This is a genomic window from Rhodococcus sp. MTM3W5.2 (assembly GCF_001984015.1).
Classification (GTDB): Bacteria; Actinomycetota; Actinomycetes; order Mycobacteriales; family Mycobacteriaceae; genus Rhodococcus_G; species Rhodococcus_G oryzae.
The window spans coordinates 4,341,982-4,367,664 of the sequence record NZ_CP019572.1 but is presented as its reverse complement, the minus strand read 5'-3'; the positions used below and the strand labels follow the sequence as shown (position 1 = coordinate 4,367,664).

Here is a 25,683-nt window from a genome sequence, read left to right as displayed (position 1 = left end):
GGCCGCCTCAGACCCAACAGGCTATGGCGATGGGCCCGGCGAACGGAATGAAGGCCAAGGGCGAGCAGGTCAGTGCGGCGCCCAATGGGCCCTGCTGTGGGTTGAAGTATGCGGGCTGGACGGGTGTGGGGACCGGCGATGCCGGTGCCGCGGCGGCGATCGCCGGGCCGAACACGAACACCGGCACCGTGGCTGCGGCCACTATCGCTGCGCGGAGTGAATTTCTGGTCATGGTGTTCCTCCTGGTGGCGGCGTGGCGCACCGCGCGGTTCCGGGGTGCCCTCGGATTGCGCTCTTCTCATTGTGAGCGCCGGGACACCGCATGTCACGGCCGTGGGCTACTCGTTTTCCCGCCATCGCTGAGCCGTGGGTGCACGCCCGCAGGTCGGGCCTGCTCTGACGACAGGGTGACGACTTGCTCGGATAGGGTGCTTGCGCTGTATCCGAATGACCTTCTGGGGGAACATGTCCGAGACCGATCTTGCGAGCGCGCCCACGACCGCGGCGGCGCCGCCCTACGGGGCGCCCGCGTACCCGTCCTATCCGCAGCCCGCGCAGGTCCCGCAGCCGATGCAGGCCCCCGTGCAGTACGGGCCTCCGGTTCCCGGCGCGGTGCCCGCGCCGCCGCCGTCGAACGCAGGCTGGGCGGTGGCCGCGGTCGTCTTTTTCTGGCCGCTGGCGTTCGCCGCGTTCAACCACTCGTCCTCGGTGTACCCGCGATGGGCACTCGGCGACTACCAGGGCGCCCAGTACGCCTCCGACCGCGCCAAGCAACTCGGGAAGATCTCGCTTGGGCTGGCGATCGGCCTCGGGGTGCTGTTCTTCATCCTCTACGGGGTGATCATCGCCGCCGCGATCAGCGGCATCGAGGACAGCACCAGCGGGTACTGATCCGCAGGTCTACGGACCGGTGTGTGCAGGGCGCCCACACCGGTCCGTAGACTCTGGAGACCGTGAGCCTTACCCTCGGAATCGTCGGACTGCCCAACGTCGGCAAGTCCACCCTCTTCAACGCGCTGACCAACAACGACGTGCTGGCCGCGAACTACCCGTTCGCGACCATCGAGCCCAACGTCGGCATGGTCGAGCTGCCCGATCCGCGGCTGGTCAGGCTCGCCGAGATCTTCGGCTCCGAGCGGATCCTGCCCGCGACGGTCTCGTTCGTCGACATCGCCGGGATCGTGAAGGGCGCGTCCGAGGGCGCCGGCCTCGGCAACAAGTTCCTGGCCAACATCCGCGAGGCCGACGCCATCTGCCAGGTGGTTCGCGTGTTCGCCGACGACGACGTGGTGCACGTCGACGGCCGCGTCGACCCCGCGTCGGACATCGAGGTGATCGAGACCGAGCTGGTCATCGCCGACATGCAGACCCTCGAGAAGGCGCTTCCTCGGCTGGACAAGGAAGCGCGCAAGAACAAGGAGCTCAAGCCGCTGCACGACGAGGCGGTCAAGGCCCAGGCCTTCCTCGACGAGGGCAAGACCCTGTTCAGCGTCAAGGACAAGCTGGACTTCGGGCTGCTGCGCGAGCTGAGCCTGCTCACCACCAAGCCGTTCCTGTACGTCTTCAACGCGGACGAGGCGGTGCTCACCGACGAGGCGAAGGTCGCCGAGTTGCGGGCGTCGGTCGCCCCCGCGGATGCGGTGTTCCTCGACGCGAAGGTCGAGCAGGAGCTGCTCGAGCTGGACGAGGAGGACCGCCAGGAGATGCTCGACTCGATCGGCCAGTCCGAGCCCGGCCTGCACGCGCTGGCCCGGACCGGTTTCCACACCCTCGGGCTGCAGACCTACCTCACCGCCGGCCCCAAGGAGTCGCGCGCCTGGACCATCCACAAGGGCGACACCGCCCCGCAGGCGGCCGGCGTCATCCACACCGACTTCGAGCGCGGCTTCATCAAGGCCGAGATCGTGTCCTTCGCGGACCTGGACGAGGCGGGTTCGATGGCCGCGGCCAAGGCCGCAGGCAAGGTGCGCATGGAGGGCAAGGAGTACGTGATGGCCGACGGGGACGTCGTGGAGTTCCGCTTCAACGTGTAGGACCCCAGGTCAACGGCCTATTTGAGGCCATCGGTACGCAGTGGGTACGCAACAGAACCCGCAGAGGCTCGGAACAGCTCGTCCGCAGCCCTGCGGGTTCTGTCGTCCGCATCGGGCCACAGGTGGCTGTACGTGTTCAGAGTGACCGTCGCCGAGGAGTGTCCGAGCGCCCGCTGCACGGTCACCACGTCGCACCCAGCAGCGATCAACCCCGAGGCGTAGAAGTGCCGCAGGTCGTGTAGCCGCAGTGTGTCCACGCCGGCGGATAACCTCGTCCTACGCCAGCGGTATCCCACTGAGTTCTGATGCCATGGATGCTCACCCTCTCCCGGGAACAGCCACCTGGTTGGATCATCGCCAGGCCGCCAGTGCGCGATGTGCAGCGACACCAGCTCGAGCAGGCCGTCCGGCGCGGGGATCGTTCGTTCGCTGCCGTACTTGGGTGCCCGGATCTCGACGGCGTGCCCGTTGGCGCGTTGCACCTGGCGCTGTACCTGGATCTCCCGTCGCAGGAAGTCAATATCGCCGACCTGCAGCGCCGCGGCCTCACCCAGGCGTAGGCCGGCGAACGCACACAACCCGACGAAGGCGTCGAACTCGATGCCCGCCTCGGTGAGCAGTGCCCCAACCTGCTCGCTAGTCGGAATGACCATCGCGGCGTCGGCTCGTCGCCTGCGGGGGAGCGACACCAGCTCCGCCGGGTCCTACGCAAGCACCTTGTCTCGGATCGCCGCCCGCAGCACCGAGCGCACGTTATTGAATCGGGTCTTGATCGTCCCGGGTGCCAGGCCGCGGTCCTGCATCCCCTTCACCCACGTTTCGAGGTGTGAGGGCCGCAGGTCTGCGAACGCCACGTCGGGGAAGGTCACGCCGCCGGCCGCAAGGTTCATCGCCTGCAGGGTGCCGGGAACCCATACCTGGCGAGACGACCACTCCTGGTAGAACGATCGAAAGGTGATCTTCCCGCGCACTGGGTCGACGTAGTTGCCGACCACCTGGCTCGTCGTGATGCCATCGAGGAACGCCTGAGCGTCTACCTTACGATCGAACCGTCGCGTGTGCTCCCGGCTCTGATCATCCACATACCTTGCGCGCCAACGCTTTCCGATTCCGTGAAGCTTCGACTCGACGCGCTTCTCGCTGTCTCCCTCTCGGACCGTCTTCCACCACAGGTCCTCGACGTCAGCGCGACGATTACGACGGGGAATCATCTTGGTCCGTACGCAATGCAGCCCGGTTGATTGCGTCCGCCATAGATGCCCGTGACGCCTCGTAGTACGCCAAGGTCTTGGCCTGGCTCTCCAGGTGCGTTTGCGCTTCCTGTGCGGCAGTCTCGAGCAGCTCCATATGTTCTCGCATCTGAGCCAGACTCCACGGCTCATTCTCCGGACCCGGCCCGTAGAACACCGACAGCGGTGGAACGCCAAAGATCTGCGCTAGTGCTACAGCTTCGGCCACTCGCAGCGGGCGCGCACCGCGTTCGATTTGGCAACGGTTGTTTGGTGCATCTCGAAGCCAAGCTCGTTAAGTCGCTGCGCCAGATCGTCCTGCGACCATCCCCGTGCTTTCCGCCAGTCTCTGGTCTTGACCCCGAATGATTTTTCCCACCACTCGAAGGACTCCCGGGTTTGGGCTCGGATCTCGCCTATCTCGGATTCGTGCTGGTCCTGAAGCTCCTGCAGGCGGACCCGGTGGAGCATCTCAGCCAGCTCCTTTTTCTCACGGATCTGGTCATCAGACGGGAATGGGGGTTTTCGTCACTGTCCACAAGAGCACCGTAAGCGCTAGAAGCGTTGATTCCAAGCGTTTCAGGTGGACAACCCGCATCCTCGTTGGTACCGTCTTGGGTAGCTTGAGAGTCAAGCGTGTGGAGCTTAAGAGGTAGCGGTGACTCAATCGGAGATCTTGACCACCAAGCAGGTGGCGCAGGAGTTCGGAATAAGTGAGGGGACGCTGCGGTACTGGCGTCATTGCGACGAGGGTCCAGCCTCGTTCCGTCTGGGTGCGAAGCGTGTTGTGTACCGGCGCAGCGCAGTCGAGGACTGGATATTCGCGCAGGAAGCGGCGACCACCCGCGGGGGCGTCGCCTAATGCCACTGACCCCAGACCCATACGAAGAAGCCCCCGCCGTTAATCCCGTGGCTGCAACCGCGGGCGACGAGGGCCAGAACCGCACCAACCGAGAAGAAGGAGCAGATTCGTTGACCACTCTATCTATCGCCGAGCTGATCGGCCCCGATTGGTCCTACCTTGACGATCCCAGCCGTGAGTGCCTGACGGTGCTCCACGCGGAGGGGATCCGGCTCGATCTGATGAGGTACCTGGCCGCGAACAGCGCCGTCAACCGCCGCGCAGAACTGGCGGTGATCTAGATGGCTGCCACCCTGCACGCCTCCACTCGGTCTGCCGACTCGATGGACCACTACGCCGATCAGTTCATCCGCATGGTGCAGGAAGCGCCGGAGCCCGTCCGCAGGAGCGTCATCGCCCACCTCAGGCTGTGTGCAGGCCTCGACTCGGCGGAGGTTCGCTGATGTATGCCGATCTCACTTACCGCGACGACAACATCACTCCGAAGGTGACGCCGGTCCACGACAGGCTCACGCCCGGCGTCCGCATCACGTTCGGGTCGCTGTACTTCTCCCTCGACGACGCTGAGGCGGCAGAGCTCGCCGCCGGACTGCTGACCGCGCTCGCCGAACTCAAGCGGATCGCCGCCGCTCCGGAGCTGGTGCGCGACGAGGACGAGATCCGCACCGCCGCCGAGATTCGGGAGGCGCTGTGAGCGGTGTGCAGGATGCGGTTGAGAACCGCGACGAGTGGTGGTGGGCGGGCGCTATGGCTGCACTCAAGGCCGCCGCCGCGACGGGCAGAGAGTTCGACTCATACGACCTGACCGAGTGGTACGGGATCAACGGACCTGATCATCCCGCCCGCTGGGGCGGTCTGTTCGCTTCCGCGAAGAAGGAGGGGTTGATCGAACCGGCCGGATTCTGTGTCTCCCGACGACCAACCAGGTCCGGTGGGATAACCCGGCGATGGAGGGGGCGAGGAGCTTGACTGACGCCCGACTCCCTGAACGACTGCTCACTGATCGCCGGTATCAGACCCTCCCGCTCGACGCCTTCAAGAGCTATCACGTGGCTCTGATGTGGGCCGTGTCGAATCGAACGGAAGGCCTCATCTCTCCGGGGATCTTCCGCTGATTCTGGGATTCATCCCCGGCGCGGAGCAGAAGCTCACGGAGTCGGGCCTCTGGCTCCAGTCGGGGTCAGGCTGGTGGATCGAGCGATTCGACCACGACCAGACCACGAGAGCCAAGCTCGAATCCGCTGAGCGTAAGCGAGTCCTCGACCGCGATCGCCAAGCCCGTCACCGGGCGAGAAAGTCGGGCGATGAGGATGCGCCCCCTGACCCGCCTGTCACGCGTGACGTAACGCGTGACTTCAAAGGACAGGACAGGACAGGACAGGCAAGGACAGGAAAGGACAGGAAAGGCTCTAGAGACAACAACATCTTCTGAAGAAGTTGTTGTCTCCGACGACTTCCTCCAGTCCTTGCTTCCGTCTGACCGGAGGGCATCGTGACCGCAACGATCTACTGCCTCGTCTGCCGTCTCACCCCGTGCGTCTGCCGGTACATCGACAAGCTCCGTCCCGGTGGGGAACTGGCTGATCGTCTGCCTGAGGCGCAGCGGATGGTGCAGTTCCCGCTGCCCGTCGTGGAGGGCCGGGAGACCTATCACTACTCGACGTGCCCGTGCGTGCGCTGTCACTCGCTGCGCCTGTCCACGTTCACCGACTACCCGAACATCACATCCATGCCAGCTCCACCTGAGTGGGAGAGCTGGCAGAACCTGGAGGTGCAATGACTGACGAAGCTAAGGCCGACGAGCTCTCGATGCGGTACATGGGCAAGCCATGGGACGACCTCTCTGACACCGAGATCGAACAGTGCCTCGAGCTAGCCAAGCTCGACACCGAGATGACGCAGGCATACGTCGAGTGGCTGCAGGTCAAGGCCGACCGCTACGACGAGATGCTCGCCGCCGGACTGACCTACCTGGAGGCCTACGCCAACCACTGGAGGCCCCTATGGCCATGCAGCCGTGCCTCGAGTGCGGAGAGGTCAGCGACGGCAACCGCTGCCCCGAGCACCGTGTCGACAGCAAGCCACCCCCAGCATCACGTGGGTATGACACGGCGTGGCGCAAGCTCTCCACCCGCGCCCGCCAGCTCCAACCGTTCTGCACCGACTGCGGAACAACCGACGACCTACAGGCAGACCACACCCGCAAGCCTGGCAGCGCAAGGCCGCCGGCAAGCCGATCAGGCTGCTCGATGTTGCCGTCGTCTGCGGCCGATGCAACCGTGCCCGCGGAGCAGCCAGGGGGGAAGGGGTCGACCGACCCACAGCGTCACCCGATGGCAAGGCTGAGTTTGAGTCAGTAGTCGCCCAGGGGCACGAATGCTAAGCGGGTCGAACGGTGTAATCGACCACGTCGGTGTAGAGGAATCCCCCGTGAGTGGCGGGGCGTACTTGACCTCCATCGTCCGGTTGTCGGGGTCGTACTCGTACCGGACCACGGTGGCCTCGATTTGCACCCTCCGGTTGTTCGGCCCCTGGTCCTCGAACACAGTCAGGTCATAGATCCTCTGCCCCATATAGGGATGGTGCCATGAAAGCGGGTGCGAAGGGCGCCGTCACCGCCGAACCCCTCGACTTCAAGGGCTGGCCCAAGGACCGTGCCAAACGTCGGGAGCGGTTCATTCGGGAGTACGTCGTCACGCCCCGTGGTCACGGCGCGGGGATCCGTTCAAGCTGAGGGACTTCCAGACCGAGATCGTGCGCGGCGCGTTCGCGAACGGTATGCGTACGGCCCTGGTGTCCATCCCTCGTGCGAACGGCAAGACGATGCTGGCCGCGGCGCTAGCGGTGGCCGAGCTGTTCGTCGGGCCGCCGTCCGCTGAGGTGCTGGTCGTGGCGTCTGACCAACGGCAGGCGAACATCACGCTCAAGTACGCCAGGCGGATGGTGGAGCTGCACCCGGAACTTGCCGAGCGGGTGCAGATCTACGCCGATCGGCTCTACGTCCCCGAGAACGACGCCACCCTGACGCCGCTGCCCGCGGAACCCGGTGCGCTGCACGGTCACGACCCGTCGCTGCAGATCGTGGACGAGCTGCACGTGGTCACAGAGGACGTATGGGAGGCGGTCACCTCTGTGTCGGGCAAGCGCCCGGAGTCGCTGACATTGGCGATCTCCACGCCCGCCTCGTCGCCAGACTCGATCATGTGGCGACTAGTCGAGCACGGCCGCTCGGGGAGGACCCAGCGTTCTTCTTCAAGGAGTTCGCCGCCCCGGACGGATGCGACGCGAAGGACCGTGACGCCTGGCGGGTCGCCAATCCGGCGCTGTCGTGCAAGGACCCGTTCCTGTCCGAGGACGGTCTCGAGGCCGCCCGAAAGACGATCCGGGAGCCGGTGTTCCGCCAGCTCCGCCTCGGGCAGTGGGTTACCGGTGTGGAGTCGTGGTTGCCGTTCGGCATGTGGGACGCCTGTACCGACGCCGACCGGGTGCTCACGGGCAAGGAGAAGGTGATCCTGGCGTTCGACGGTTCCGCGTCGGGTGACTCCACGGCGCTGGTCGGCTGCACCCTCGACGGGCATCTGTGGGTGGAGGGTCTGTGGGAGAACCCCGGGGATCCGCGCTGGCGGGTGCCGCGGGAGGACGTGGACAACGCGGTCGATGTGGCGTTCTCCCGGTACGAGGTGCTTGAGGTGGCCTGTGATCCGTGGGGCTGGCGCTCGGAGATCGAGGCGTGGGCGAAACGGCACGGAGAGAAGCGGGTTCTCGAGTGGAACACCGCGAACGCCCAACGCATGGCCCCGGCCACGGACCGGCTCTATCAGGCGGTCGCCACGAAATCTGTCACTCACGACGGGGATTCACGCCTGGCGTTGCATGTGGCGCATTGCGTCGCCAAACCCACCCCGATGGGCGATCTCGTCAGCAAGGACAAGAAGGGCTCGCCCCGGAAGATCGACGCCGCTGTGGCCGCGATCGTCGCGTTCGACCGTGCCGCCTGGCACGCATCCAAAGCAACCAAGAGACGAGGAGCTTCTTTCCGATGACCACCGATCTGCTCAAGTCCCTGTCCGACAAGCTGGACGAGTCCATCCCGGAGCTGTCCCGGCTCGATAGCTACTGGACCGGCAGCCAGCCGGCCGCGTTCCTGTCCCCGGTGGCGAAGGAGGCGCTGGCCAACAAGCTCAAGGTGCTCGCCGTCAACTTCCCGCGGCTGACCGTCACGTCCCTGGCCGAACGCCTGACGGTCGCCGGGTTCCGCCTCGACGGCCCTGAGGACGCCCCCGACGCCGAACTGTGGAAGATCTGGCGGCGCAACGGCATGGAGGACGCCAGCGCACAGGCCCACGTCGACGCCCTCGTCTACGGTCGATCGTTCGTCATCGTGTGGGCTGGCCCCCGAGGTCCGCGCATCACCGTGGAGTCCCCGCGTCAGGTCGCTGTGATCCGCGACCCCGCATCCGGTCAGGTGGTCGCCGCGCTCAAGCGTTGGGTGGGCGACGGCCGCGGACACGCTGTCCTGTACCGCCCGGATGAGATCACCCGGTATGTCTCCGATGCGCTCGTGGCCGATCCCGCGGCGATGCCCGCCACATCGTGGCAGCAGGTCGAGACCATTCCGAACCCGCTCGGGGTGGTGCCCGTCGTCCCGGTTCTCAACCGCGGCCGGCTGATGGACTTCGACGGGGTATCGGAGATGCGCGACATTCTGGATCTGACCGACGCGCTCAACAAGCTGATGTCCGATGCCCTGGTCACGTCCGAGTTCTTCGCCCGCCCGCGCCGTTGGGTGACCGGCCTGGAGGTCGTGGAGGACGCCGACGGCAACGCGGTGAACCCCTTCTCCGATGAGATGGGCCGACTGTGGCAGTCCGAGGACCCAGCAACGAAGTTCGGGCAGTTCGATGGTGCCCGCCTCGACGGCTACAGCGACCTGACCGCGACGGTCACGCAGCAGATCGGCGCGCTGACCGGGCTGCCCCCGCACTACCTCGGGTTGAACGGGGACCAGCCGCCGAGCGCAGACGGGATCCGCTCGGCCGAGGCGTCGCTCGTCTCCCGCGCCTATGCACTGCACCGCACCTTTGGTCAGGCATGGGCCGACGTGGCGCGTCTAGTGATTGCGGTCCGCGACGGTGTGGACCCGGAGAGCCTGGACGTGGAGACGGTGTGGGCGAACCCGGAGACCCGCACCCCGGCGCAGGCCGCGGACGCCGCCGCCAAGCTCGCCGGAATCGGTGTGCCGCTGTCGGTGATCCTGGCCGACACATTGGGGATGACCCCGGCGCAGGTGGACCGGGTGCGCCAGGCCCGCCGAGGTGACGCCCTCGACACCGCGGGTGTGGATCTGCGGGAGCTGTCCGCGTGAGCTACCGCGATCTGATCGTGAGGCTCGGTGACGCCACCGAGCAGAAGGTGCTCGGGATCTACCGGCAGTTCGTGGCCGGCCAGCTCTCCCGCGACAAGACAGTGGCGCTGATGGCGCGGATCATCGCCGTGGCGAACTCCCGCCGTGGCCCTGGCGGATATGTCTCTGGCGTCCACGCTCATGCTCGAACTCGCTACCCCCGTGGAGACCGCGGGAGTTGTTCGCCCCGTGGAGGATCTGGACCGGTTGCACAAGGCGTCTACGACGGTCCTGCTGGTTGCGGAGGCATCCGCGGCACCGGAGGCGATCGTCGGGCGTCTGGCGCGCTCTGAGCCGCTGGAGTCGGCCGCTCGGGCATATGGCCAGGCGATCGCCAGCAACAAGCGGGTGAAGGGATGGATCCGGCAACGCTCGCCGGGGTCCTGCCAGCTCTGCGAATGGTGGTGGCGCGACGGCCGCGTCTGGCCTGCCGATCACCGGATGCCCACACACAAGGGCTGTACGTGTCACCAGAAACCTGTCCTGCGGGACGAAGTCCAATCCACCGGCTACACAAGGAGGCTCAACAATGCCTGAGAACACCGATGACCAGCTCGACGCCGAACACACGACGGATCTCCCCGAACTCACTGAAACTCCGCCGAGTTTGGATGAGGCCGAGGATCCCGACACGTTCGACCGCGCCTACGTGGAGAAGTTGCGGGACGAGAACGCGAAGTACCGGCAGCGCGCCGGCCGCGCCGACGAGCTCTCGCAGCGCCTGCACACCGCACTCGTCGCCGCCACGGGCAGGCTGGCTGATCCCATGGACCTGGTGTTCGATCCCGAGCACCTCGAGTCTGACGAGGCGCTGACAGCGGCGATTGACGAACTGCTCACCCGGAAGGCGCACCTGGCCTCAAGGAAGCCTGTCGGTGATGTAGGGCAGGGTGTTGTACCGACCGCGGAATCGGTCTCGCTGGCGGGACTACTCCGGTCCCGCGCAATCTAAGAGGAGAAGCAACGATGGCAACCTTCATTGTGAACGGGGAATACAGCGATCGCCGCGAAGTTCAGGCTGACCACTTTATCGAGAAGGGATCGTTCGTGGTCTTCTCCGGATCAGCGAAGGAGCAGGTCTTCGCGATGCCGACCGGGCGTGTGCAGACGATCGAGCTGAAAACCACCCCTAGGGGTATAGTGGAGGGGTCGCACCTGGTGTGCGGCCCCTTCGCTCGTCCTGGTGGCCGGTGAGATTCCCAATCCCTCCACCGTTAGGACCCAGTCATGGTCAACTCGACCACAACCGCCCCCGAACTCACCGCCGAGCAGGTCCAGAAGATCCTCGTGCAGCCTCTACAGGCCGCGTCGGTATTTCTCGCCGCTGGCCCGCGGATCTTCGACTCCGCGTCGCCCGTGCGGATCCCGAAGCTCGGTGGCCCGACCACCGACCCCGGCTGGACCGGGGAGAACGAGCAGATCCCCGAGCGGGACGCCGACTTCGACGAGATCACCCTGCTCCCGTCCACCATGAAGTCCGTCAAGGTACTGACCCGCTACTCCAACGAGCTGGCCCGTCAGTCCGTCGTCGCCCTCGACGCCACCCTCCGGGACCGCCTGGTCCTCGACGTGGCGAACAAGCTCGACACCCAGTTCCTCGGTGCCGGCGGCGACGGAATCGCCACCCCCAAGGGACTGTTCGCCTACGCGGGCACCCAGACCGTCGCAGTGGGCGGCGCGCTCGGCCTGGACCACCTCATCGACGCATGGGGCAAGGCACTGTCTGCCAACATCAACATGGCGAACCTGCGCTGGCTGATCACCCCGCGGGAGTTCGTGGCGCTCCGCAAGATCAAGCAGGGCACCGGCAGCAACCAGTACGTACTCACCCCTGACGCTACCCAGGACGGCGTTTTCCGCCTGTTCGGCTCCCCGGTGATCGTCACCAAGCGGATCCCGGACACCACCGGCGGCACCCCGACCGGCCGCGCCGCCCTGGTGGACTTCTCTCAGATCGCCGTGGCCCGCGACCTCGCCCCGTCGGTGAAGATCCTGGACCAGACGTTCGGTGACTACGACCAGCAGGCAATCCGGGTTGTGGCGCGCTACGACGCTGCCCCGATGAACCCGGAGGCCATCGTCACCCTGACCGGGATCACCATCTGATGGCAGTTACCGGCGCTGAGGTTGCCGGGTTCCTCGGTCAGGGTGACGACACAACGCTCGTCGCCCTGGCCGGGCAGCATGTCGGCATTGTCACGGCTATGGCCCGCGCCTACACCCGAGGAAACGGGTTCACTGGCACGGATCCGGCGGAGGACGTGGCCGCGGTCATCGTCACCGCGACCGCTCGCCTGCTGTCGAACCCGGAGCAAGTGGACCAGACCGTCGGCTCTGTGGCGGTTCGGGGAGCGTTCACCGGCTGGACCTTGGCGGAACTGTTCGTCCTGAACGCCTACCGGAGGCGGACACGATGATCTTCCACGACAAGGTGCAGATCCGGATGGAGGTACCCACCGGGGAGGAAGACGCCCACGGCAACCCGATCGTCGACATCACCGAGGCAGATACTCGGGCCGAGGTGTTCCCACTCGACACCGCCAACAGCATCGACCAGAGCGGTCGTGTGATCTCTCGATACCGGATGGTTCTTCGCACCGATGTGGATATCCCGTCGGATATTGGCTCGGCGCTGACGATGAGGTGGTCCGGGTTCTCGGGTGTGCTGTTGGTGGACGGGACGGTCGAGCGGCACATGCTTCGTGGCCGGCTCCACCACTACGAGCTGATCACCAAGGCCGTCACATAGATCAGCTGGCTAGTGACACAAATGTGTCAGTTGATCCGGGCGAGATCACAGGCACATGAAGTGCGCCGACTTGATCTATCGAACCCTTCCGGAAGGGTTCCTCAAGGGTTCACCCGGTCGGTCACACTGATGTCACACCGGACATTTCCGGACGCGTCCAAGGGTCTGCGCGGTACGCAGAGAGTACGCAGTAGAACTGAGAGGCCCCGATCCTGACCAACCTTGCCAACGGTAGAATCTGCAGGTAGAGCGCGAATTCCGGTACATGCCGCAGACTGCAAACTCCCAGCACTGAGTTCCGCTTCAACGTGTAGAGGCCCAGCTCAACAGCCTATTTGAGACTCTTCGTCCGCAGTCGCGTAGATCATTGGCGCCCTGTTGCGACCAACTCGCGCTTACCTATCGGGCCGGCGTGATGCTCTCAGCGGTTTGCACCTGGCTTAGACTCCTTGCCGATTAGGAGGCATGCCCTAGTCGTTCCACTACTCTTGGGTCGGATTCGAGACCAGCTTGTCGCCGCCTGGCTCGAACGCGACGTCGTCCGCGAAACGCGATGGCCGGGCTGGCCGCCGCAGCCGCGAACGGTCGACTCGGTGGTCGGCGCCCGCTGTTCGACGCCACCCAGACCGCCGGGCGTGGCCCGCAGTACTCGGGCACCGTGCGTGCGGGCGCGCGGCGCCTCGAATTCGTTCGCGGGTGACCTTAGTCGGGTAGCGGCGCACGGTGTCACGTCTATCCAGGTGCCTGGTCGGGAGCTTTGGGCAGATCGCGGCATGGCTTGTCGTACGGGATGGAAGGATCGACCCATTCATTCCATTGTTCTTCATTCATGTTTTGAGTTAGCTTGGCACACAGTAGGTCTGGCCACTCTGCTGGGCCGGGCCAAAGTCCTGCAGCCGTGAATTTGTCGGACTGCAAATTATCAGCGACGATGTGTCGGTTGTCGTCGGTGATTGCGAGGCTGCCAATGTCTTTGCTTCCCTCGGTAAGGTCGCCGATGGCCAGATGGGTTTCGGCGTCCCAGATGCGGATGTTGCCTCCTTGGCCGGAGATGATGTATTTGCCGTCAGCGCTGAATGCCGGTGTTTGCATCCCGCCGGTGTCGGTCATTTCGGCGAGGACCTGACCGGAGTGGGTGCCGAGCAGACGGATGGTTTTATCGTCTGCGGTCAGGAGCTGCGTACCGTCGGGTCGGTAGACCAGATAAAGCACACGTCGGTTGTCGGCGGACAGCTCTTTCTCCGTGTGGTCCGGCGCCACATCCACGATTCTTAGTTGCTGGTCCTTGTTGTAGGCGAGGTATTGTGAATCCGGGCTGAATGCCGCGCTGCTGACCCAGTCGATATGCTGGTCCACTGGGAGGCCGATCTGTTCGCCGGATCTTGCGTCCCAGACAATGATGCTCATGTCGGAAGTCTGGTTCAGGCCGATATTGTCCACGGTGCCTCCGAATGTCGCGATCTTCTGGCCGTCTGGGCTGAAGGAGATCCCGCTGAAGGAAGGGCTAAGCTCTTGGCCGGTCTTCCATTCATTTAGTCGTTCGCCGGTATTCGCATCCCAAATGGTGACAGTGGTTGCGTTCACAGTGGCGATGCGTGAGCCGTCGCGGCTAAGCGCAAAAGTGTACGCTTCTCCCACTAACGGAGCGAGGACAGGCTTGAATGTTTGCGCGTCCCAGACGTTGATTTTTGCGCCGCCGTACCACACGATCCGCCGCGCGTCGGGGCTAATCGCGACGTCGGATTTGATGGCGCCCGTAATCGGTTTGCTCAAGGAATTGCTCGGGTTGGCCTTCCAGATGCGAATAGTCTTGTCCGAGCTTCCTGAGATGATCTGCTCCCCATCGGCGCTGAACGCGAGAGCAGCCACTTCGTCGCGGTGTCCGGTCAGCGGGCCCCAATCGGCACTGCTGTTTCCGCATCGTATATCTGGATCGTGTGGTCCATGCTTCCGGACACGATTCGACGGCCATCACGGCTGACAGCGACCGACCTGACGTAGTTTTGGAACTTCGCCGCGTGTTCTTCCCCGTGCGCGATCAGATGTCCAGTCTCCAGGTCCCAAATGCGGATTCCGTTGCTGAGCTCGCCGTCGGTTATGAGGCGCCGCCCGTCCTTTGATACCGCAAGCGCAGAGGCCGAGTCCGGGTCTTTCATCGAGATAGGCTGCGAAAGTTGAAGACCGGACTCGGCGTCCCAAACGCGGATGGAACCGTCGTAGCCGCTCGTCACCACTCGGCGACCGTCCGGCACGAAGGCGACGCCGCTGATGCCTTCGGAGAACCCGGTCATCTGGATAACCTTGCCGCTCTCGATGTCCCACAAGTGCAGAAGTGCGGGATACTGGGCGAACACGATCTTGCGGCTGTCTGGGCTGAATTCCAAGTCCATGAGGGAGCCGCCATCCTTGTTCGGAACTGTCGCGGGTCCCACCGGCTGTCCCGTTCGTGTGTCGCGCACTTGAAGAGTGCGGTCGTCGGTGAACGACAGAACTCGACTGCCGTCCGCACTGAACGTGAACGCGGGAAAGGTCGCCGTGACGAGGCCCGTGCCGGCATCCCGGAATGTCACGGTGGAGTCGTTGAATGACCGAGTGCCGCTCGCGGACATGATTCGCTGACCATCAGTGGAGACCGCGGCCCGGTGGACGACCGCCCCGGTGTCGATGATTTTCAGTTGGTCGGGCGTGGCCTGCAATGCGTTGAGGAGCGCGCCTTCGTCTGGTTTGGCTGCGATCTTTTGCGCGGCGAGGATTTGGTTTATCGCGCGCACATCGCCGCCCTCATGAACGTTGGCGAGCATCGCTTGCCCCTCCGACACCAGTCGGAGCGCGGTCGATTCTTGCAGGCGCTGGTATGCGCGCTCCGCGGCGTAGTTGGCTTGGACAAAGCCCACCCCCGCGGTGATGGCTGCGACTGTGAGGACCACGATGACACCCACCACTTGGATGATTCGGAGTCGGCGGCGGGATCGATCGGTTCGGATGCTGGCTTCGAGGAACGCCCGCCCCCCTTGTTGAGGTCTACCCGGGTGACCAGCCGACGGTCCCCGGGCCACCATGTGGGTAACGTCAAGCGCCGTTCTCCAGCCGAGGTGAGGGTCCCGTCGCCGTTGGCGACGCGTTCCAACTCCGCGCCGATGTCAACGGTTGCCTTGGCGAGTCGCCGGCCCTGCAGCAGCGCGCTGTCGTCGCGGCCGCCCGCAGCCCAGTCATTTGCGGCGCTTTCCACCACGCGACGCGCTCGCAGGGCGGCTGCCTGCGCCTCGATCTCATTATTGAGCGGTGGCCAATTCACCAGGAATGCTTCATGCGCCACCGAAACGGACGTGCGCTCACCTTCGGCTTCGGTGGACAGCAGTCGCCGATCCACGAACGGCTCAAGCTCGTCAACGATGGTGCTCGAGAATTCGTCGAGTGCAGCTCGCCGTTTCGTCGGTCTGCCCTGCTCATCGATCGTCACCAGGTCCAGCAACGCTGAAATGATCTGATGGCGCGTCACCCCGGCCTTGCTGCACGCGTCTGCTAGCGCTGCATCGGCTTGACGTTGAAGGGCGCCCCGCACGCCGCCGATACCGACGTAGTGCTGGTGCGTCAGTTCGCCTCCCCGCTTGGTGCCGCGGGTGAGCTGCTCGAGTGTGAAGGCCAGCAGCGGGAGTGCCTCGCCGCTGCCGGTGTCCGCGATTAGGCGAGTGACCAGATCGTCTTCGAACTCTAGTCCGGCGACCTTAGCGGGCTCCTCAACGACTGAGCGCAAGGCGTCGGATTGAAGGGGTCGAACCTGGTGTATTCGCAGCGCCAGTTTCGACAAGTCTGCGTCTGTGGACAGGGGGTCGAGGAACTCCGGGCGCAGCGTTGCCAGGACCTGAACGGGGCCTCCGAGGGCCGGTTCGAGCGCGGCCACCAACTCGGCGCGTTCGTCCCGTTCGGTTTGGGTGAGTAACTCTTCGTACTGGTCGATGACTATCAACAGCTTGCACTGGCTGTCGACGCCCGCCGCAAGGAGAAGGTCGGTTGAGATGGCTTTGAGCCCGTCGCGGTGGAGGTCCTTACGCAGTGATGTCACATCGAAGGGAATGTGCCGTCCACGGGTGACAGCGGCGATTGCACGCGTAAGGCTTCCCAGCGGATCAGTTCCCGGCTGGATCGGTGGTAAGGGCAGCCAGTGTTCTTCGCCGGCAATACGGGGAAGAACCCCGGCGCGAATCAGCGACGACTTCCCGCACCCGGAGGGTCCCACAACGGTGAGAATTGTCCGTGCGGCTCGTTCCGCGGGTGACCGAAGCCTTTCGGCGATCTGGGTGATTTCGCGGCTCCGCCCGAAGAACACACGGTGCTCACTGGTTTCGAATGCGCGCAACCCCGGGTAGGGCGACTGGTCGTCTGGCCAGCCCCGGCCACCGCCGCCGTCGATTACGCTCAATCGTGACCGCAAACGCTCACGCGCGTCCACTGGGTCCCGAGCCACGTCGACGTACTGTTTGAGCTTCAACAGTCGATGGTTCACTGACTCGGAAGTGGCACGCACAGGCAGCAGTTCACTGCCCAACGCGCGCGCGGCACCAATCTCCGCCGCACACCATACCGACTCTAGATATGAGGGTGTGACAATACAGACGACGGCGTCTGCCCACCGAAGACGTTCGTATAGTCGCGGTTCCCACTCGTCCCCCGCGGGTATTCCATCACGCTTATCGCGGTCGAAGAACACCTCGTGCGCGTCTTCGGACAGCCACCGACGTATCTCCTCCGCCCAGGCATGGTCGGCGCTTGCGTGACTGATGAAGACGTTTGCCACGAGTGCCTCCCTGCTCTATTGCTGGCGCCACAGCCAAACCTAGCTCTCGTTCACCGATCCGGAATGCGTAGTGGACTACTCGAATACGCTGTAATTCATTGGTCACCGCGTGAGTACGTCTTCCCTTGATGGCCGCGATGGATCAGTGCGGAGCGTTCGACCGCCTGACGGCCGGGGAGGTGGTGGCCTTCGCCTAGGAGCCGCCGAATTCGAGGACCTTGCAGCCGATCTTGCCGTTCGCGTCCTTTGGTGACGACCACCTCGATCGTCAGCTTGATCGGGTCGAGAGCGAACTGGATCTGCTGATCGGGCGTTCCGATTCAACGTGTAGTGGCATAGTCCTCGCTCATATACGGCGTCGTCATACTGCCGTCGGTAACGATCAGCTGCGCCTGTTGCCAAAGCTGTGCATTGTGCGCCTGTTGCCAGAGATACTGCACCGGTGACGCTCACCAAGCGAACCACCTTTTCCGCTATATCGACGGTGATGCTCGTTGTCGCGGGCCTGCTGGTCGCGGCCTCGGGGAGCAGTGGCGCCGCGCCGCCGCCAGACTGGCGATACACGATGGTGGCGTTTAGCAACGTCAGCGACCACGACCTGGATGTATACGAGTCGGCGGACGCCACTCATTTCCAGCCCCTCCGACTGTCGGCGTATCGGCCCCCGTCGGGGGTGGTGCGCGACTCGAGCATCTTCCGGCATACGGACGGGTCCTACTACCTCACCTACACGACCGTCGACGGGGCGAACATCGGCTTCGCGCGCAGCAGTGACCGGATCGACTGGACGTACCTGGCCTCCTGGCCGGTCCCGTTCTGCTGCGCCTTCCTGCCGGGCACCGGGGACGGCACCGGCTCGGCGAGCCCGCCGGGTTCCTCGGGGTCGGCCGGGTTCAGCGACGGACCGTCGCTGTCGCCGTTCACCACCAAGGCCTGGGCGCCCGAATGGTTTGTGGACGGCGACCGCGTCAACGTCATCCTGTCGATGTCGACCGGCGGAGGATTCGTGCCGTATCTGATGACGGCGCTCGACCCGTCACTCCGGTTCTGGAGCCTGCCGGTCCCGCTCGACGGGATCGGCGCGGACCACATCGACACCACCGTGGTCAAGGTGGGATCGACCTACCATGCGTTCACCAAGAACGAGACGAAGAAGGTCATCGAGCATGCGGTCGCGTCGTCGGTGACGGGACCCTATTCGTTCGTCCCGCCCGGAAATTGGGGTTCGCCGGTGGAGGGCCCGGCCGTGGTCCAGTTGCCGAACGGCTCCTGGCGGATGTATCTCGACGCCTATACCGACGGAAAGTACCTCTATTCCGACAGCACGGATGGGCTGAACACCTGGTCGCCCGTGCAAGAGCTTCCAGGCCTTTCCGGGACGGTGCGCCATGTCGGCGTGATGAGAGAACCTGCGTAACAGCATGCTCAGCGCCCCGACACGGGCGCCTCGCTCAACGTCCGCCGGGTGACGAACCGTTGCGGCATCCCCGACAGCGGATCGGTGAATTCCAGTTCTCGCGCGAGCAATTGGAGCGGGAGATAATGATCGTCCGGCGCCTCAGGCTGTAGGTCGGGGTACAAGCGGTCGCCCAGGATCCCGACGCCGAGCGCCGCCAGATGGATCCGCAACTGGTGCATCCGCCCGGTGTGCGGACGCAGGACCGTGTGCATCACAGCGCGTCCGGAGGCGCTGACGCCGGTGTCACGCACCTCGACTGCCGTCTCGGCGTTGGGCTCACGTGAGTCGTCGACGACGGCCCGCAACTCGCCTCGCCGAGCCTGGATGTGGTTGCGGTAGACGAGGGGAACGGCGCGACCGGCAAGCGTCGGGGCGTCCGGGTCCCACCTGGGCGGTCGCGCCGACACCGCCTCGTAGACCTTCGTGACCCGCCGCTTCTCGAACAGCGACTGGTATGCGCCTCGCGTCGCGGGGCGGGCCGAGAACATCACCAGGCCTGCGGTCCCGCGGTCGAGTCGATGGATCGGCGCCAGGTCCGGGTTGTCGAGGCGGACCCGCAGCCGGACGAGTGCCGACTCGCGCAGGTAGCGCCCGCTCGGCGTGGTCGGGAGGAAGTGCGGCTTGTCGATCACGACGAGGTCGTCGTCGACGTGCAGGATCTCCTCGTGGAACGGCACCGGGTCCTCCGCCGGCAGGTTGCGGTAGTACCAGACGAACGGGTGCGCGCCCAGCGCCGTGCCGCGGCCGATCGGACGGCCGTCGGTGCCCACGATCTCGCCGGCGTCGAACCGCCGGTGCAGTGCGTCCGCGTCGAGGTGGTCGAACCTGTCGACGACGTACTCGGCGATCGTCGCCCACGGCCCGGACGTCGGGACGCGCAGCCGCGTCGGTCCGACCCCGTTCTTGACGGGCAGCGGTGAGGGCATCGGCACGAGCATCATCATCCCACCGATAACTGGCGCGGACGTGCCGCGGGCCGCGACGAGGGGCTGGAACGCTACCCAGGCAAACAACGCACGGTACCGCCGTCTCAGCCCGTAGGCCACGAAGACTGACAGCGCAGGGCACCGCCGGCGCCTCCCGTTTCTGGGTGGTGTCGGGCGGTGCCCTGTGGTTTCGCTGTTAGGCGGCGAAGGGGAGTTGGTTGCGCCGGTTGTGTGCCGGCAGTGGTTTTCGTTGGGGGTCGATCCAGGCGGGTGGGGTGAACCAGGGGTGGCCGTCGTCTTTGCTGATGTGAACGGTCCAGTCGCCGCGGTGGATGGTGGTGTGGTGGAAGCGGCAGAGCAGTACCAGGTTTGACAGGTTGGTGGGTCCGCCGTTCGACCAGTGGATTATGTGGTGGCCTTCGGTCCAGGCGGCGGGTCGTCCGCAGCCGGGGAAGGCGCAGCCGCAGTCTCGCGCGGCCAGGGCGCGGCGGAGTTTGCGGGGGATCAGGCGGGTGGTGCGTCCGACGTCGATGGGGTTGCCGTCGGAGTCCATGGTGATGGGGTGATGTCGGCGTCGCAGGAGATCTGGGCGGCGAGGTCGAGCGAGATCGGCCCCAACCAGGGCATCCAGGCCGGTCCGCGCCGGCGCCCCTTGTGGTGGTGACGGTGCTGGTGGTCGTCGGTGGTGGCGGCGAGGTCGTCGGCGTCGACGAAGACGTTGATGTGTGGTCGTTCGCCGCCCTCGGTGGGCGCCTGCCCGGAGTCCAGATATGAGCGGACGATGTGGGTGAGGGCGTCGGCTCGGCGTTGGGCTGGGGTGCGTTGGTCTTTGCCGTGTTGTCCGTCGCGGTTGTCGGCTCCGGGGCGCGGCTTGGACAGCGCCGACAAGGCTGTGAGGAGGGCTTCGCCGGAGGCGGCGTCGAGGTGTCCTTTGAGATGGACGCGGCCGCCGAGTCCGGGTGAGGCGTGGAATTCGTTGAGTTCGGTGTTCTCGGAGTCGGGGTTCTTCTTGTCCCCGTTGAGGATCAGCTCGAGTGCCTTCGCGCGCCGGGCGAGGGTGGTGGAGTCTTCGGTGCGGGCGGCGTAGAGGAGGTAGCGGGCGCAGGCCTCGGTTCGGGTGGCGTCGGTTCCGACGATGTCGAACACATTCTCGCCGTCGCCGTCGCCGTCGCCGTCGCCGTCGCCGTCACCGGAAGCGTCGCTGTCGGTCTCGGTTGCGGCGTTGTCGTCGGAGCGGGCCGGGGCATCAGGGTCGGGCACCTTGTTCAGGAGTTCGACGATCACCCGGATCTGGTCGTAATCGGTGTCGCCGGCGTCGAATGCGGCGGCGACCTCCGGATGATTGGCCAGTTCCCGCCCGAGTTTGACGATCTTGTTCGCCTGGCCGGGGGTCATGGTGGCCGCGCCGGCGAGCCAGTTGCCGGGGGAGGAGGCCCCGACCTGTTCGGCGACGCACCGCTGATCGACCTGATGAATCAGACGGACCCGCAGCGCCTCGAGCTGCCGCATCCGCAACGAAAGCTCGGGGATCAACCTGAGGAGTTCGGCGTCTGCGAGCTGCCACGCGGCCACATCCGGTGGCGCGGTGAGCATCTCATCGAGATCCATGCCCCTGAAGTATATTCGAACAAGTGTTCGATATCAAGACCTCGCGATGATGCCGCCGCCGGGCCAATGGTGAACAGTGGGGAAACAACCACGGAACGGTCGGTTCACATCTAGTGTCATCTGGAATTTGTCCCTACCGCACCTGAGGTGGCTTGTGTCCTTTCCGCCCACCAACGTTTCCCGCCGCGCCTTCCTGGCCGGCCTGTCCGTGCTCGGCGGCGCGACCCTGCTGCCCGCCGCGGCGAACGCCACGCCCGTCCTCCGCCAGGCCCCGATGCCGGGGCTGGACTGATACGCAACCCCGAGTTCGGCAACGGGGTCATGGCCGGGGTGCCGCGCACCGACGGCGCGACCTTGTGGACGCGCGTGGGCGCGGCGGGGGAACCGGCAGCGCCACCGGCAGCCTCGGGACCGGCAGCCTCGGCAGCGGCAGTGCCGGTAGCAGCGGCGCGGGCGGCGAATTGGCGTTGGTCGTCTCGAAGCGGGAGGACCTGTCCAGCCCGGTGCTCGCCGAGCGGGTTCAGGTACGTGAAGATGCCGACGGCACAGTGCATTTCGATGTGAACGGACTGGCTCCGGGGGAGGCCTACTACTACCAGTTCCGGGGTAACGGGGGCGAGTCGCCCGTCGGTCGCTTCCGGACGCTGCGGCCCGCCGACTCCAACGAGCCGGTCCGCATCGGCTGGTTCACCTGCCAGGGCTTCGAGGAGGGCTACTACGCGGCACACCGGCATCTCGCCGCGGAGGACCTCGACTTCGTCGTGTGCCTCGGCGACTACGTGTACGAGTTCACCAAGCCCGGCGTCCGGGGTGTCGCGACCAACGCGTTCCCGCAGACCATCGACGCCATGCGGGACAAGTACCGCCAATACCGTACCGACGAAAATCTGCGGCAGATGCACAGTCAGCACGCGTTCATCCCGATCTGGGACGACCACGAGTTCCGCAACAACTACAGCAAGGACGGCTGGTCGTTCCCGGTGGTCTCGGACATCGACGGCGCGATCGGGTTCCAGCAGAAGAAGCAGTGGGCGTGGCAGTCGTGGTTCGAGCACATGCCGGTTCCCCGTTTCGCCAACGACCCGACGCGCACGTACCGCTCGCTGAGGGTGGGCAAGACGGTGGAGCTGTTCGCGCCGGACACCAGGCAGTACCGCGACCGACAGGCCTGCGGCGACGCTGAACTCGTCGTCTGCGCCGAGGCTGATGCGCCGAGCCGGACCATGCTCGGAGCGACGCAGAAGCGGTGGCTCCTCGACGGGCTGACCGGATCGGATGCGCGGTGGAAGGTGATCGCGAACGCCAACATGATGATGGGCATGGCGGTGGCGGACGACGGCGCCCGCGCCTACATGGACACCTGGGACGGCTATGGCGCCGAGCGAACCGAGATCCTGTCCACCGCGGCCCAGTCGGTGGAGAACCTGGTCCTGGTGACCGGTGACGACCACGACGGATGGGCGGGCGAGTTGTGGGACACCGGATTCGCGCCGGGCACGTCGACCGGTGCCCAGGTGAACGCGCCCGGCACCCGGCGCGCGGGCGTCGAGTTCGTGGTCCCGTCGGTCACCTCAGCCAACACCGGGGACGGCGGTGCCACCGGCAGCAGTGACACGGGAGCGGCGCGGGCCGAAGAGGCGAGCAGGCGCGCCAAGAACCCGCACCTGCGGCACGCCGACATGGTCGATCACGGCTACGGGGTTCTCGAGGTCGACGCCGCCGAGGCGCGCTTCCAGTTCCGGACCGTAGACAAGCTGAACCCGAACTCGGGCGTGGAGACGACGAAGGCGCTGCGCACCCCGGCCGGGCAGTCGGTGATCGAGACCCTGTGACCAGCGCTCGATAGCGCCTAGGCCCCACGAACGGGCGGTTTCCGGAACGAACGTCGAGTAGGCGTCCCGGAAAACCGCCCGTTCGTCGGTGTATCTGGTGTCAGGGCACGTAGAGCGTCGCGAAACCGGGAGTGACGGCCCCGGCTACCGGGTTGAGGATCACGGCGACCTGACCGATCCCGGTGTTCACCGTCGCCGCGGCCGGGATCCCGTTCAACCCATCCGACAGGTGGGTGGTGCCGGTCGCGCCGGTCGACAGGTTCATCCACTGCACCTGCGAGGACAGCGGGCAGCCCCAGCCGCCGGGATTCCCGCCGGTGATCACCACAGCTCCGGGCTGGGTGCCGACCACCGCCGCGCACCGAGGCGCGGGAGCGTCGAAGCTCCCGTTGGGATTCCCGTACGGGGCCGGGTTCACCTGAAACGGAACGGTCACCGGCGCCGCCCCCGCAACCCCGCGGTCGACAACCCCAACGCGGCGGCAGAGATGGCACACATACCGAGCTTGCGAGCGAGCTTCACAACAGATCTCCTGCAACGCTAGAGGACCCGACCCTGAACACGACCCACCGTATCGCGCGCGTACTGGACGGTCCGCATGTTGACGGGCCGGAGTGTCCGGAGACACTGCCGTAAGGCCGGAGTGGGCCGCCAGCACGAGGGAGGTCCCGATCGATGCCGATGCAACAAGCGCAGGCTCGGATGTTCCTGGCCATGCTCCGTCGGGAGGTCGATGACCTGGCGTCAGGCATCGAATCGGCCGAGGCCGACGCGGTCCACGCCCGAAGCGATGGCAACCTCACCCGTCACGCCGAACTGCTCGTCAGGGCAGGCGCGCTGGATCGGCGCATGTATGAGGTGCACCGAATGATCGCCAGGCTGCAGATGCGGTTCCCCGACGCCGACGACCTCGCGCCCGAGCCCGCCTGACCCAGATCCACAGCGAAGTGAGCGCTCGTCGTGCTCAGGCGGACCGGGTCAGCGTGCGGCGCGCATGTCGAGCCCCGAACGTCGCCTGCACCTGGATCCACTGCGCCAGCACCTGGCATCCGGTCAGCCCGCCCGCGTCGAGCGGTTCGGTGGCGTAGGCGACGTGCCGCCCGCCCCGCGGATTGCGCACCCGGACGCCACCCCAGGTCAAGCGCGCGGGTAGGTAACCGAGCACCTCGAGCGCGGCGGTGCGCAGGCGCCGCAGGTCCGTGCGCCACTGCCGGACGCTCAGACGGGTCTTCGTCGCGTTCTGGAAGCTGTTGTCTCGGAGCAGTTCCCAGAGCTTGCCCAGCCAGGTGCGGGGTTCCCGGAGCGACATCCAACGAGTGAGATCCGCGATGTCGCGCACGTAGCTGTCATCGCTGGCGTTGCAGATCATGTCCTCGGGGTGACCGACCCACAGGACCGGGACCGACTCCGGTATCGCGGGTCCAGGCCCGGCGACGCCGTACCCGCGGCAGCCCGGCACGGCGCCGTCCGGCTGCTCGGGGTCGGAGATCAGCCCGACCGCGGCGATACCGCCCGCGGCCAGGTGCCCCGCGGCGATGTGCCCCAGCACCTCGCGGATCACCGTGCAGCCCTGCGAGTAGCCGATCAGCATCACCGGGCCGTCGGTCTCCGCAACCGCCTCGATCACCCGTCGCACGCCGACCTCGGTGCTCTGCCGGTAGCTGAGCCCGCCGACGGCGACGGGGCCGTAGGAGGCGGGGTAGCCGACCCAGCGGGCGTCGAAGCGGCCGTCGAGCGTGTCGGTGACCTCGCGCAGCAGCCCGGACACCTCGGTGCGGCGGTCGTCGGGGTGCGACTCCCCGGTGCCACCGACGGCGAGCACGGTTATCTGCGACATGAGTCCACGATGCCCGCGCCGGGTAAGGATCCGTTCAGGGACGCCTGAGAAGATCCTGGCAATCGGGGCCCGGCGCGGCCTAGGGTCGAGGCCATGACCCGTCCCGCCATCGGTATGGAATACACCGTTCTGGACTGTCCAGATCCCGGCGCGTTGGCCGCCTTCTATGGCGCGGTGCTCGGCTGGGAGGTCACGCGGTCGGACGACCACTGGGTGGTCCTGCAGGGGCAGGGCGCCCTCCGGCTGGCGTTCCAGCTCGCGCCCGACTTCGTCCCGGTCGACTGGCCGGCCCGCGGCGTGCGGGTGCACCTCGACCTGCGGATCGACGACATGGATGCCTCCACGAGATGGGTGCTCGGGCTGGGCGCGGAGCTCGTCGAGGGACCGGCGGACCACCCGGACTTCGCGGTGTTCCGGGATCCGGCCGGGCACCTCTTCTGCCTGTGCCTGAACGACTGAGCGGCGGCGTTCACCCAGTCTTCGCGAGCAGCGCGTCGAGCGCCGCGTAGCTGTCGTTCATGCCGCCCTCCATGCCCGACTGCAGCATGCCGTCGCGTTCGGCGGCGGTGAAGAACTGGCTGTCGATGACGACCTTGGTGCGGCCGTCGCCGAGGTCGACGAATTCGACGGAATCGATGCACGGGTGCGCGGGCATGCCGTCCCATTCAAAGGAGTAGACAAGCCGCTCCTTCGGGGTGATCTCCCGGAAGCGCCCCTCGAAGCCGTCGGTTCCGCCCTCGTGATGCTCGACCAACCGCCAGTGGCCGCCGCGCTCGAAGTCCCAGCGTTCGACGTCGAGCGGGTTCCCGCGACCCCACCACTTGGCGAGTTGCTCGGGTTCGGTGTACGCGGCCCAGACTCGATCGCGGGTGGCGTTGAAGACGCGTTCGACGTGGATGTCGCGGTCCCCGGGGTGGACACGGTCGCGGCGGCGGGGGTGTGTTGTGTG

Annotated in this window: 35 protein-coding genes and 1 pseudogene; 23 read left to right on the top strand and 13 right to left on the bottom strand. The window is 65.9% G+C overall.

Translation table 11 applies throughout. From position 1 onward, the window contains the following. Positions 1-7: 7 nt before the first annotated feature. The gene (locus BTZ20_RS26900) at positions 8-232 is read right to left on the bottom strand and encodes a hypothetical protein (protein ID WP_145982361.1); all 225 of its coding nucleotides are present in this window, start codon (positions 230-232) and stop codon (positions 8-10) included. Positions 233-447: 215 nt separating this feature from the next. Between BTZ20_RS26900 and BTZ20_RS19740 the strand changes: the two genes are divergently transcribed. Then, the gene (locus BTZ20_RS19740) at positions 448-891 is read left to right on the top strand and encodes a CD225/dispanin family protein (RefSeq protein ID WP_411269086.1); all 444 of its coding nucleotides are present in this window, start codon (positions 448-450) and stop codon (positions 889-891) included. Between the two features lie 62 nt (positions 892-953). Next, entirely contained in the window at positions 954-2,033 is a 1,080-nt protein-coding gene (ychF, locus tag BTZ20_RS19735) for a redox-regulated ATPase YchF (RefSeq protein ID WP_072846694.1), read from the top strand. A gap of 17 nt (positions 2,034-2,050) precedes the next feature. On the opposite strand, the gene BTZ20_RS28425 is transcribed toward ychF, so the two are convergent. From BTZ20_RS28425 to BTZ20_RS19720, 3 genes are all read right to left on the bottom strand, one after another. Beyond that, positions 2,051-2,686 (bottom strand): tyrosine-type recombinase/integrase, encoded by a 636-nt coding sequence (locus BTZ20_RS28425; RefSeq protein ID WP_223263426.1) that lies wholly within the window; start codon positions 2,684-2,686, stop codon positions 2,051-2,053. 51 nt (positions 2,687-2,737) lie between these two features. Then, on the bottom strand, positions 2,738-3,244 hold the full coding sequence (locus BTZ20_RS28420) for a phage integrase N-terminal domain-containing protein (protein WP_223263425.1): 507 nt from the start codon (positions 3,242-3,244) through the stop codon (positions 2,738-2,740). A 231-nt stretch (positions 3,245-3,475) separates the two neighbouring features. Beyond that, positions 3,476-3,733 (bottom strand): hypothetical protein, encoded by a 258-nt coding sequence (locus BTZ20_RS19720; RefSeq protein ID WP_077042524.1) that lies wholly within the window; start codon positions 3,731-3,733, stop codon positions 3,476-3,478. Between the two features lie 187 nt (positions 3,734-3,920). Here BTZ20_RS19720 and BTZ20_RS19715 point away from each other — a divergent pair, with 187 nt between their 5' ends. From BTZ20_RS19715 to BTZ20_RS27385, 16 genes and pseudogenes are all read left to right on the top strand, one after another. Beyond that, complete coding sequence (locus BTZ20_RS19715) at positions 3,921-4,124, top strand: helix-turn-helix transcriptional regulator (RefSeq protein ID WP_077042523.1); 204 nt, start codon at positions 3,921-3,923, stop codon at positions 4,122-4,124. Positions 4,125-4,171: 47 nt separating this feature from the next. Continuing rightward, positions 4,172-4,405 carry a hypothetical protein gene (locus BTZ20_RS27395; protein WP_223263424.1) on the top strand — a complete coding sequence of 78 codons (234 nt, stop codon included), beginning with the start codon at positions 4,172-4,174 and terminating at the stop codon, positions 4,403-4,405. Beyond that, complete coding sequence (locus tag BTZ20_RS27390) at positions 4,406-4,567, top strand: hypothetical protein (protein WP_189636513.1); 162 nt, start codon at positions 4,406-4,408, stop codon at positions 4,565-4,567. Next, positions 4,567-4,818: a hypothetical protein gene (locus BTZ20_RS19710; RefSeq protein ID WP_077042522.1), complete on the top strand. Its 252-nt coding sequence runs from the start codon at positions 4,567-4,569 to the stop codon at positions 4,816-4,818. The genes BTZ20_RS27390 and BTZ20_RS19710 overlap by 1 nt, the downstream gene beginning before the upstream one ends. 798 nt (positions 4,819-5,616) lie before the next feature. Further along, positions 5,617-5,904 carry a hypothetical protein gene (locus tag BTZ20_RS19705; RefSeq protein WP_077042521.1) on the top strand — a complete coding sequence of 96 codons (288 nt, stop codon included), beginning with the start codon at positions 5,617-5,619 and terminating at the stop codon, positions 5,902-5,904. An 807-nt stretch (positions 5,905-6,711) separates the two neighbouring features. Continuing rightward, entirely contained in the window at positions 6,712-6,858 is a 147-nt protein-coding gene (locus tag BTZ20_RS28415; protein WP_223263423.1) for a hypothetical protein, read from the top strand. A gap of 44 nt (positions 6,859-6,902) precedes the next feature. Next, positions 6,903-7,271, top strand: a pseudogene (locus BTZ20_RS29245) (terminase large subunit domain-containing protein); the annotation flags it as partial. 56 nt (positions 7,272-7,327) lie between these two features. Continuing rightward, a complete protein-coding gene (locus BTZ20_RS29240; protein ID WP_262982499.1) occupies positions 7,328-8,167 on the top strand; it encodes a phage terminase family protein in 840 nt (279 codons plus the stop codon). Then, positions 8,164-9,489, top strand: coding sequence for a phage portal protein (locus BTZ20_RS19695; protein WP_077042520.1), 1,326 nt, complete (start codon positions 8,164-8,166; stop codon positions 9,487-9,489). The genes BTZ20_RS29240 and BTZ20_RS19695 overlap by 4 nt, the downstream gene beginning before the upstream one ends. Positions 9,490-9,669: 180 nt before the next feature. After that, a complete protein-coding gene (locus BTZ20_RS19690; protein ID WP_145982360.1) occupies positions 9,670-10,065 on the top strand; it encodes a hypothetical protein in 396 nt (131 codons plus the stop codon). Continuing rightward, on the top strand, positions 10,058-10,480 hold the full coding sequence (locus BTZ20_RS19685; protein WP_077042519.1) for a hypothetical protein: 423 nt from the start codon (positions 10,058-10,060) through the stop codon (positions 10,478-10,480). Before BTZ20_RS19690 ends, BTZ20_RS19685 begins: the two co-directional genes overlap by 8 nt. Positions 10,481-10,494: 14 nt before the next feature. After that, the gene (locus tag BTZ20_RS19680; protein WP_077042518.1) at positions 10,495-10,722 is read left to right on the top strand and encodes a hypothetical protein; all 228 of its coding nucleotides are present in this window, start codon (positions 10,495-10,497) and stop codon (positions 10,720-10,722) included. Between the two features lie 33 nt (positions 10,723-10,755). Further along, positions 10,756-11,634 carry a phage major capsid protein gene (locus tag BTZ20_RS19675; protein ID WP_077042517.1) on the top strand — a complete coding sequence of 293 codons (879 nt, stop codon included), beginning with the start codon at positions 10,756-10,758 and terminating at the stop codon, positions 11,632-11,634. After that, on the top strand, positions 11,634-11,945 hold the full coding sequence (locus tag BTZ20_RS19670) for a hypothetical protein (protein ID WP_077042516.1): 312 nt from the start codon (positions 11,634-11,636) through the stop codon (positions 11,943-11,945). The genes BTZ20_RS19675 and BTZ20_RS19670 overlap by 1 nt, the downstream gene beginning before the upstream one ends. Continuing rightward, positions 11,942-12,277, top strand: coding sequence for a hypothetical protein (locus BTZ20_RS19665; protein WP_077042515.1), 336 nt, complete (start codon positions 11,942-11,944; stop codon positions 12,275-12,277). The genes BTZ20_RS19670 and BTZ20_RS19665 overlap by 4 nt, the downstream gene beginning before the upstream one ends. A 553-nt stretch (positions 12,278-12,830) precedes the next feature. After that, positions 12,831-12,977, top strand: coding sequence for a hypothetical protein (locus BTZ20_RS27385; RefSeq protein ID WP_189636512.1), 147 nt, complete (start codon positions 12,831-12,833; stop codon positions 12,975-12,977). A 32-nt stretch (positions 12,978-13,009) separates the two neighbouring features. Here the strand turns inward: BTZ20_RS27385 and BTZ20_RS19660 are convergent, their stop codons facing one another. The 3 genes from BTZ20_RS19660 to BTZ20_RS19650 are packed head-to-tail and all read right to left on the bottom strand — an operon-like array spanning position 13,010 to position 17,072. After that, positions 13,010-14,146 carry a WD40 repeat domain-containing protein gene (locus tag BTZ20_RS19660; protein ID WP_077042514.1) on the bottom strand — a complete coding sequence of 379 codons (1,137 nt, stop codon included), beginning with the start codon at positions 14,144-14,146 and terminating at the stop codon, positions 13,010-13,012. A 17-nt stretch (positions 14,147-14,163) separates the two neighbouring features. Next, positions 14,164-15,078: a WD40 repeat domain-containing protein gene (locus tag BTZ20_RS19655; protein WP_189636511.1), complete on the bottom strand. Its 915-nt coding sequence runs from the start codon at positions 15,076-15,078 to the stop codon at positions 14,164-14,166. Continuing rightward, positions 15,036-17,072, bottom strand: coding sequence for a toll/interleukin-1 receptor domain-containing protein (locus BTZ20_RS19650; RefSeq protein WP_077042512.1), 2,037 nt, complete (start codon positions 17,070-17,072; stop codon positions 15,036-15,038). Before BTZ20_RS19650 ends, BTZ20_RS19655 begins: the two co-directional genes overlap by 43 nt. 487 nt (positions 17,073-17,559) lie before the next feature. On the opposite strand from BTZ20_RS19650, the gene BTZ20_RS19645 reads away from it, so the two are divergent. Continuing rightward, positions 17,560-18,489: an arabinofuranosidase gene (locus tag BTZ20_RS19645; RefSeq protein WP_077043843.1), complete on the top strand. Its 930-nt coding sequence runs from the start codon at positions 17,560-17,562 to the stop codon at positions 18,487-18,489. 8 nt (positions 18,490-18,497) lie between these two features. Here the strand turns inward: BTZ20_RS19645 and BTZ20_RS19640 are convergent, their stop codons facing one another. From BTZ20_RS19640 to BTZ20_RS19630, 3 genes are all read right to left on the bottom strand, one after another. Continuing rightward, positions 18,498-19,475, bottom strand: a complete 978-nt coding sequence (locus BTZ20_RS19640) for a pseudouridine synthase (RefSeq protein WP_077042511.1) — start codon at positions 19,473-19,475, stop codon at positions 18,498-18,500. Between the two features lie 178 nt (positions 19,476-19,653). Further along, positions 19,654-20,010, bottom strand: coding sequence for an HNH endonuclease signature motif containing protein (locus BTZ20_RS19635; RefSeq protein WP_077042510.1), 357 nt, complete (start codon positions 20,008-20,010; stop codon positions 19,654-19,656). Then, entirely contained in the window at positions 19,962-21,065 is a 1,104-nt protein-coding gene (locus BTZ20_RS19630; RefSeq protein WP_077042509.1) for a DUF222 domain-containing protein, read from the bottom strand. Before BTZ20_RS19630 ends, BTZ20_RS19635 begins: the two co-directional genes overlap by 49 nt. Before the next feature lie 154 nt (positions 21,066-21,219). Here BTZ20_RS19630 and BTZ20_RS28400 point away from each other — a divergent pair, with 154 nt between their 5' ends. After that, positions 21,220-21,357, top strand: coding sequence for a hypothetical protein (locus BTZ20_RS28400; RefSeq protein WP_223263422.1), 138 nt, complete (start codon positions 21,220-21,222; stop codon positions 21,355-21,357). Positions 21,358-21,421: 64 nt separating this feature from the next. Then, complete coding sequence (locus BTZ20_RS19625; protein WP_077042508.1) at positions 21,422-22,897, top strand: alkaline phosphatase D family protein; 1,476 nt, start codon at positions 21,422-21,424, stop codon at positions 22,895-22,897. Between the two features lie 100 nt (positions 22,898-22,997). Here BTZ20_RS19625 and BTZ20_RS19620 read toward each other — a convergent pair whose 3' ends face one another. Continuing rightward, positions 22,998-23,333 carry a hypothetical protein gene (locus tag BTZ20_RS19620; protein ID WP_223263421.1) on the bottom strand — a complete coding sequence of 112 codons (336 nt, stop codon included), beginning with the start codon at positions 23,331-23,333 and terminating at the stop codon, positions 22,998-23,000. Positions 23,334-23,572: 239 nt separating this feature from the next. Between BTZ20_RS19620 and BTZ20_RS19615 the strand changes: the two genes are divergently transcribed. Continuing rightward, positions 23,573-23,827, top strand: a complete 255-nt coding sequence (locus BTZ20_RS19615) for a hypothetical protein (protein ID WP_136910480.1) — start codon at positions 23,573-23,575, stop codon at positions 23,825-23,827. A 34-nt stretch (positions 23,828-23,861) separates the two neighbouring features. On the opposite strand, the gene BTZ20_RS19610 is transcribed toward BTZ20_RS19615, so the two are convergent. Continuing rightward, positions 23,862-24,734: a PE-PPE domain-containing protein gene (locus tag BTZ20_RS19610; protein WP_077042505.1), complete on the bottom strand. Its 873-nt coding sequence runs from the start codon at positions 24,732-24,734 to the stop codon at positions 23,862-23,864. Between the two features lie 93 nt (positions 24,735-24,827). Between BTZ20_RS19610 and BTZ20_RS19605 the strand changes: the two genes are divergently transcribed. Further along, complete coding sequence (locus BTZ20_RS19605; RefSeq protein WP_077042504.1) at positions 24,828-25,193, top strand: VOC family protein; 366 nt, start codon at positions 24,828-24,830, stop codon at positions 25,191-25,193. Between the two features lie 10 nt (positions 25,194-25,203). Here BTZ20_RS19605 and BTZ20_RS19600 read toward each other — a convergent pair whose 3' ends face one another. Next, a complete protein-coding gene (locus BTZ20_RS19600) occupies positions 25,204-25,632 on the bottom strand; it encodes an SRPBCC family protein (RefSeq protein ID WP_145982358.1) in 429 nt (142 codons plus the stop codon). Between the last annotated feature and the right edge of the window lie 51 nt (positions 25,633-25,683).

What these genes read in the sequence shown, in the direction of transcription:
- BTZ20_RS19740 (WP_411269086.1), top strand. Translation starts at nt 448, where the DNA reads ATGACCTTCTGGGGGAACATGTCCGAGACCGATCTTGCGAGCGCGCCC.
- BTZ20_RS28420 (WP_223263425.1), bottom strand. Translation starts at nt 3,244, where the DNA reads ATGATTCCCCGTCGTAATCGTCGCGCTGACGTCGAGGACCTGTGGTGG.
- BTZ20_RS27390 (WP_189636513.1), top strand. Translation starts at nt 4,406, where the DNA reads ATGGCTGCCACCCTGCACGCCTCCACTCGGTCTGCCGACTCGATGGAC.
- BTZ20_RS19695 (WP_077042520.1), top strand. Translation starts at nt 8,164, where the DNA reads ATGACCACCGATCTGCTCAAGTCCCTGTCCGACAAGCTGGACGAGTCC.
- BTZ20_RS19610 (WP_077042505.1), bottom strand. Translation starts at nt 24,734, where the DNA reads ATGTCGCAGATAACCGTGCTCGCCGTCGGTGGCACCGGGGAGTCGCAC.
- BTZ20_RS28425 (WP_223263426.1), bottom strand. Translation starts at nt 2,686, where the DNA reads ATGGTCATTCCGACTAGCGAGCAGGTTGGGGCACTGCTCACCGAGGCG.
- BTZ20_RS19645 (WP_077043843.1), top strand. Translation starts at nt 17,560, where the DNA reads ATGCTCGTTGTCGCGGGCCTGCTGGTCGCGGCCTCGGGGAGCAGTGGC.
- BTZ20_RS26900 (WP_145982361.1), bottom strand. Translation starts at nt 232, where the DNA reads ATGACCAGAAATTCACTCCGCGCAGCGATAGTGGCCGCAGCCACGGTG.
- BTZ20_RS19615 (WP_136910480.1), top strand. Translation starts at nt 23,573, where the DNA reads ATGCCGATGCAACAAGCGCAGGCTCGGATGTTCCTGGCCATGCTCCGT.
- BTZ20_RS27385 (WP_189636512.1), top strand. Translation starts at nt 12,831, where the DNA reads ATGGCCGGGCTGGCCGCCGCAGCCGCGAACGGTCGACTCGGTGGTCGG.
- BTZ20_RS19655 (WP_189636511.1), bottom strand. Translation starts at nt 15,078, where the DNA reads ATGCTCGCCAACGTTCATGAGGGCGGCGATGTGCGCGCGATAAACCAA.
- BTZ20_RS19670 (WP_077042516.1), top strand. Translation starts at nt 11,634, where the DNA reads ATGGCAGTTACCGGCGCTGAGGTTGCCGGGTTCCTCGGTCAGGGTGAC.
- BTZ20_RS19690 (WP_145982360.1), top strand. Translation starts at nt 9,670, where the DNA reads ATGCTCGAACTCGCTACCCCCGTGGAGACCGCGGGAGTTGTTCGCCCC.
- BTZ20_RS19630 (WP_077042509.1), bottom strand. Translation starts at nt 21,065, where the DNA reads ATGGATCTCGATGAGATGCTCACCGCGCCACCGGATGTGGCCGCGTGG.
- BTZ20_RS19640 (WP_077042511.1), bottom strand. Translation starts at nt 19,475, where the DNA reads ATGATGATGCTCGTGCCGATGCCCTCACCGCTGCCCGTCAAGAACGGG.
- BTZ20_RS28415 (WP_223263423.1), top strand. Translation starts at nt 6,712, where the DNA reads ATGAAAGCGGGTGCGAAGGGCGCCGTCACCGCCGAACCCCTCGACTTC.
- BTZ20_RS19680 (WP_077042518.1), top strand. Translation starts at nt 10,495, where the DNA reads ATGGCAACCTTCATTGTGAACGGGGAATACAGCGATCGCCGCGAAGTT.
- BTZ20_RS19605 (WP_077042504.1), top strand. Translation starts at nt 24,828, where the DNA reads ATGACCCGTCCCGCCATCGGTATGGAATACACCGTTCTGGACTGTCCA.
- BTZ20_RS19675 (WP_077042517.1), top strand. Translation starts at nt 10,756, where the DNA reads ATGGTCAACTCGACCACAACCGCCCCCGAACTCACCGCCGAGCAGGTC.
- BTZ20_RS19665 (WP_077042515.1), top strand. Translation starts at nt 11,942, where the DNA reads ATGATCTTCCACGACAAGGTGCAGATCCGGATGGAGGTACCCACCGGG.
- BTZ20_RS19635 (WP_077042510.1), bottom strand. Translation starts at nt 20,010, where the DNA reads ATGGACTCCGACGGCAACCCCATCGACGTCGGACGCACCACCCGCCTG.
- BTZ20_RS19720 (WP_077042524.1), bottom strand. Translation starts at nt 3,733, where the DNA reads ATGCTCCACCGGGTCCGCCTGCAGGAGCTTCAGGACCAGCACGAATCC.
- BTZ20_RS19710 (WP_077042522.1), top strand. Translation starts at nt 4,567, where the DNA reads ATGTATGCCGATCTCACTTACCGCGACGACAACATCACTCCGAAGGTG.
- BTZ20_RS19685 (WP_077042519.1), top strand. Translation starts at nt 10,058, where the DNA reads ATGCCTGAGAACACCGATGACCAGCTCGACGCCGAACACACGACGGAT.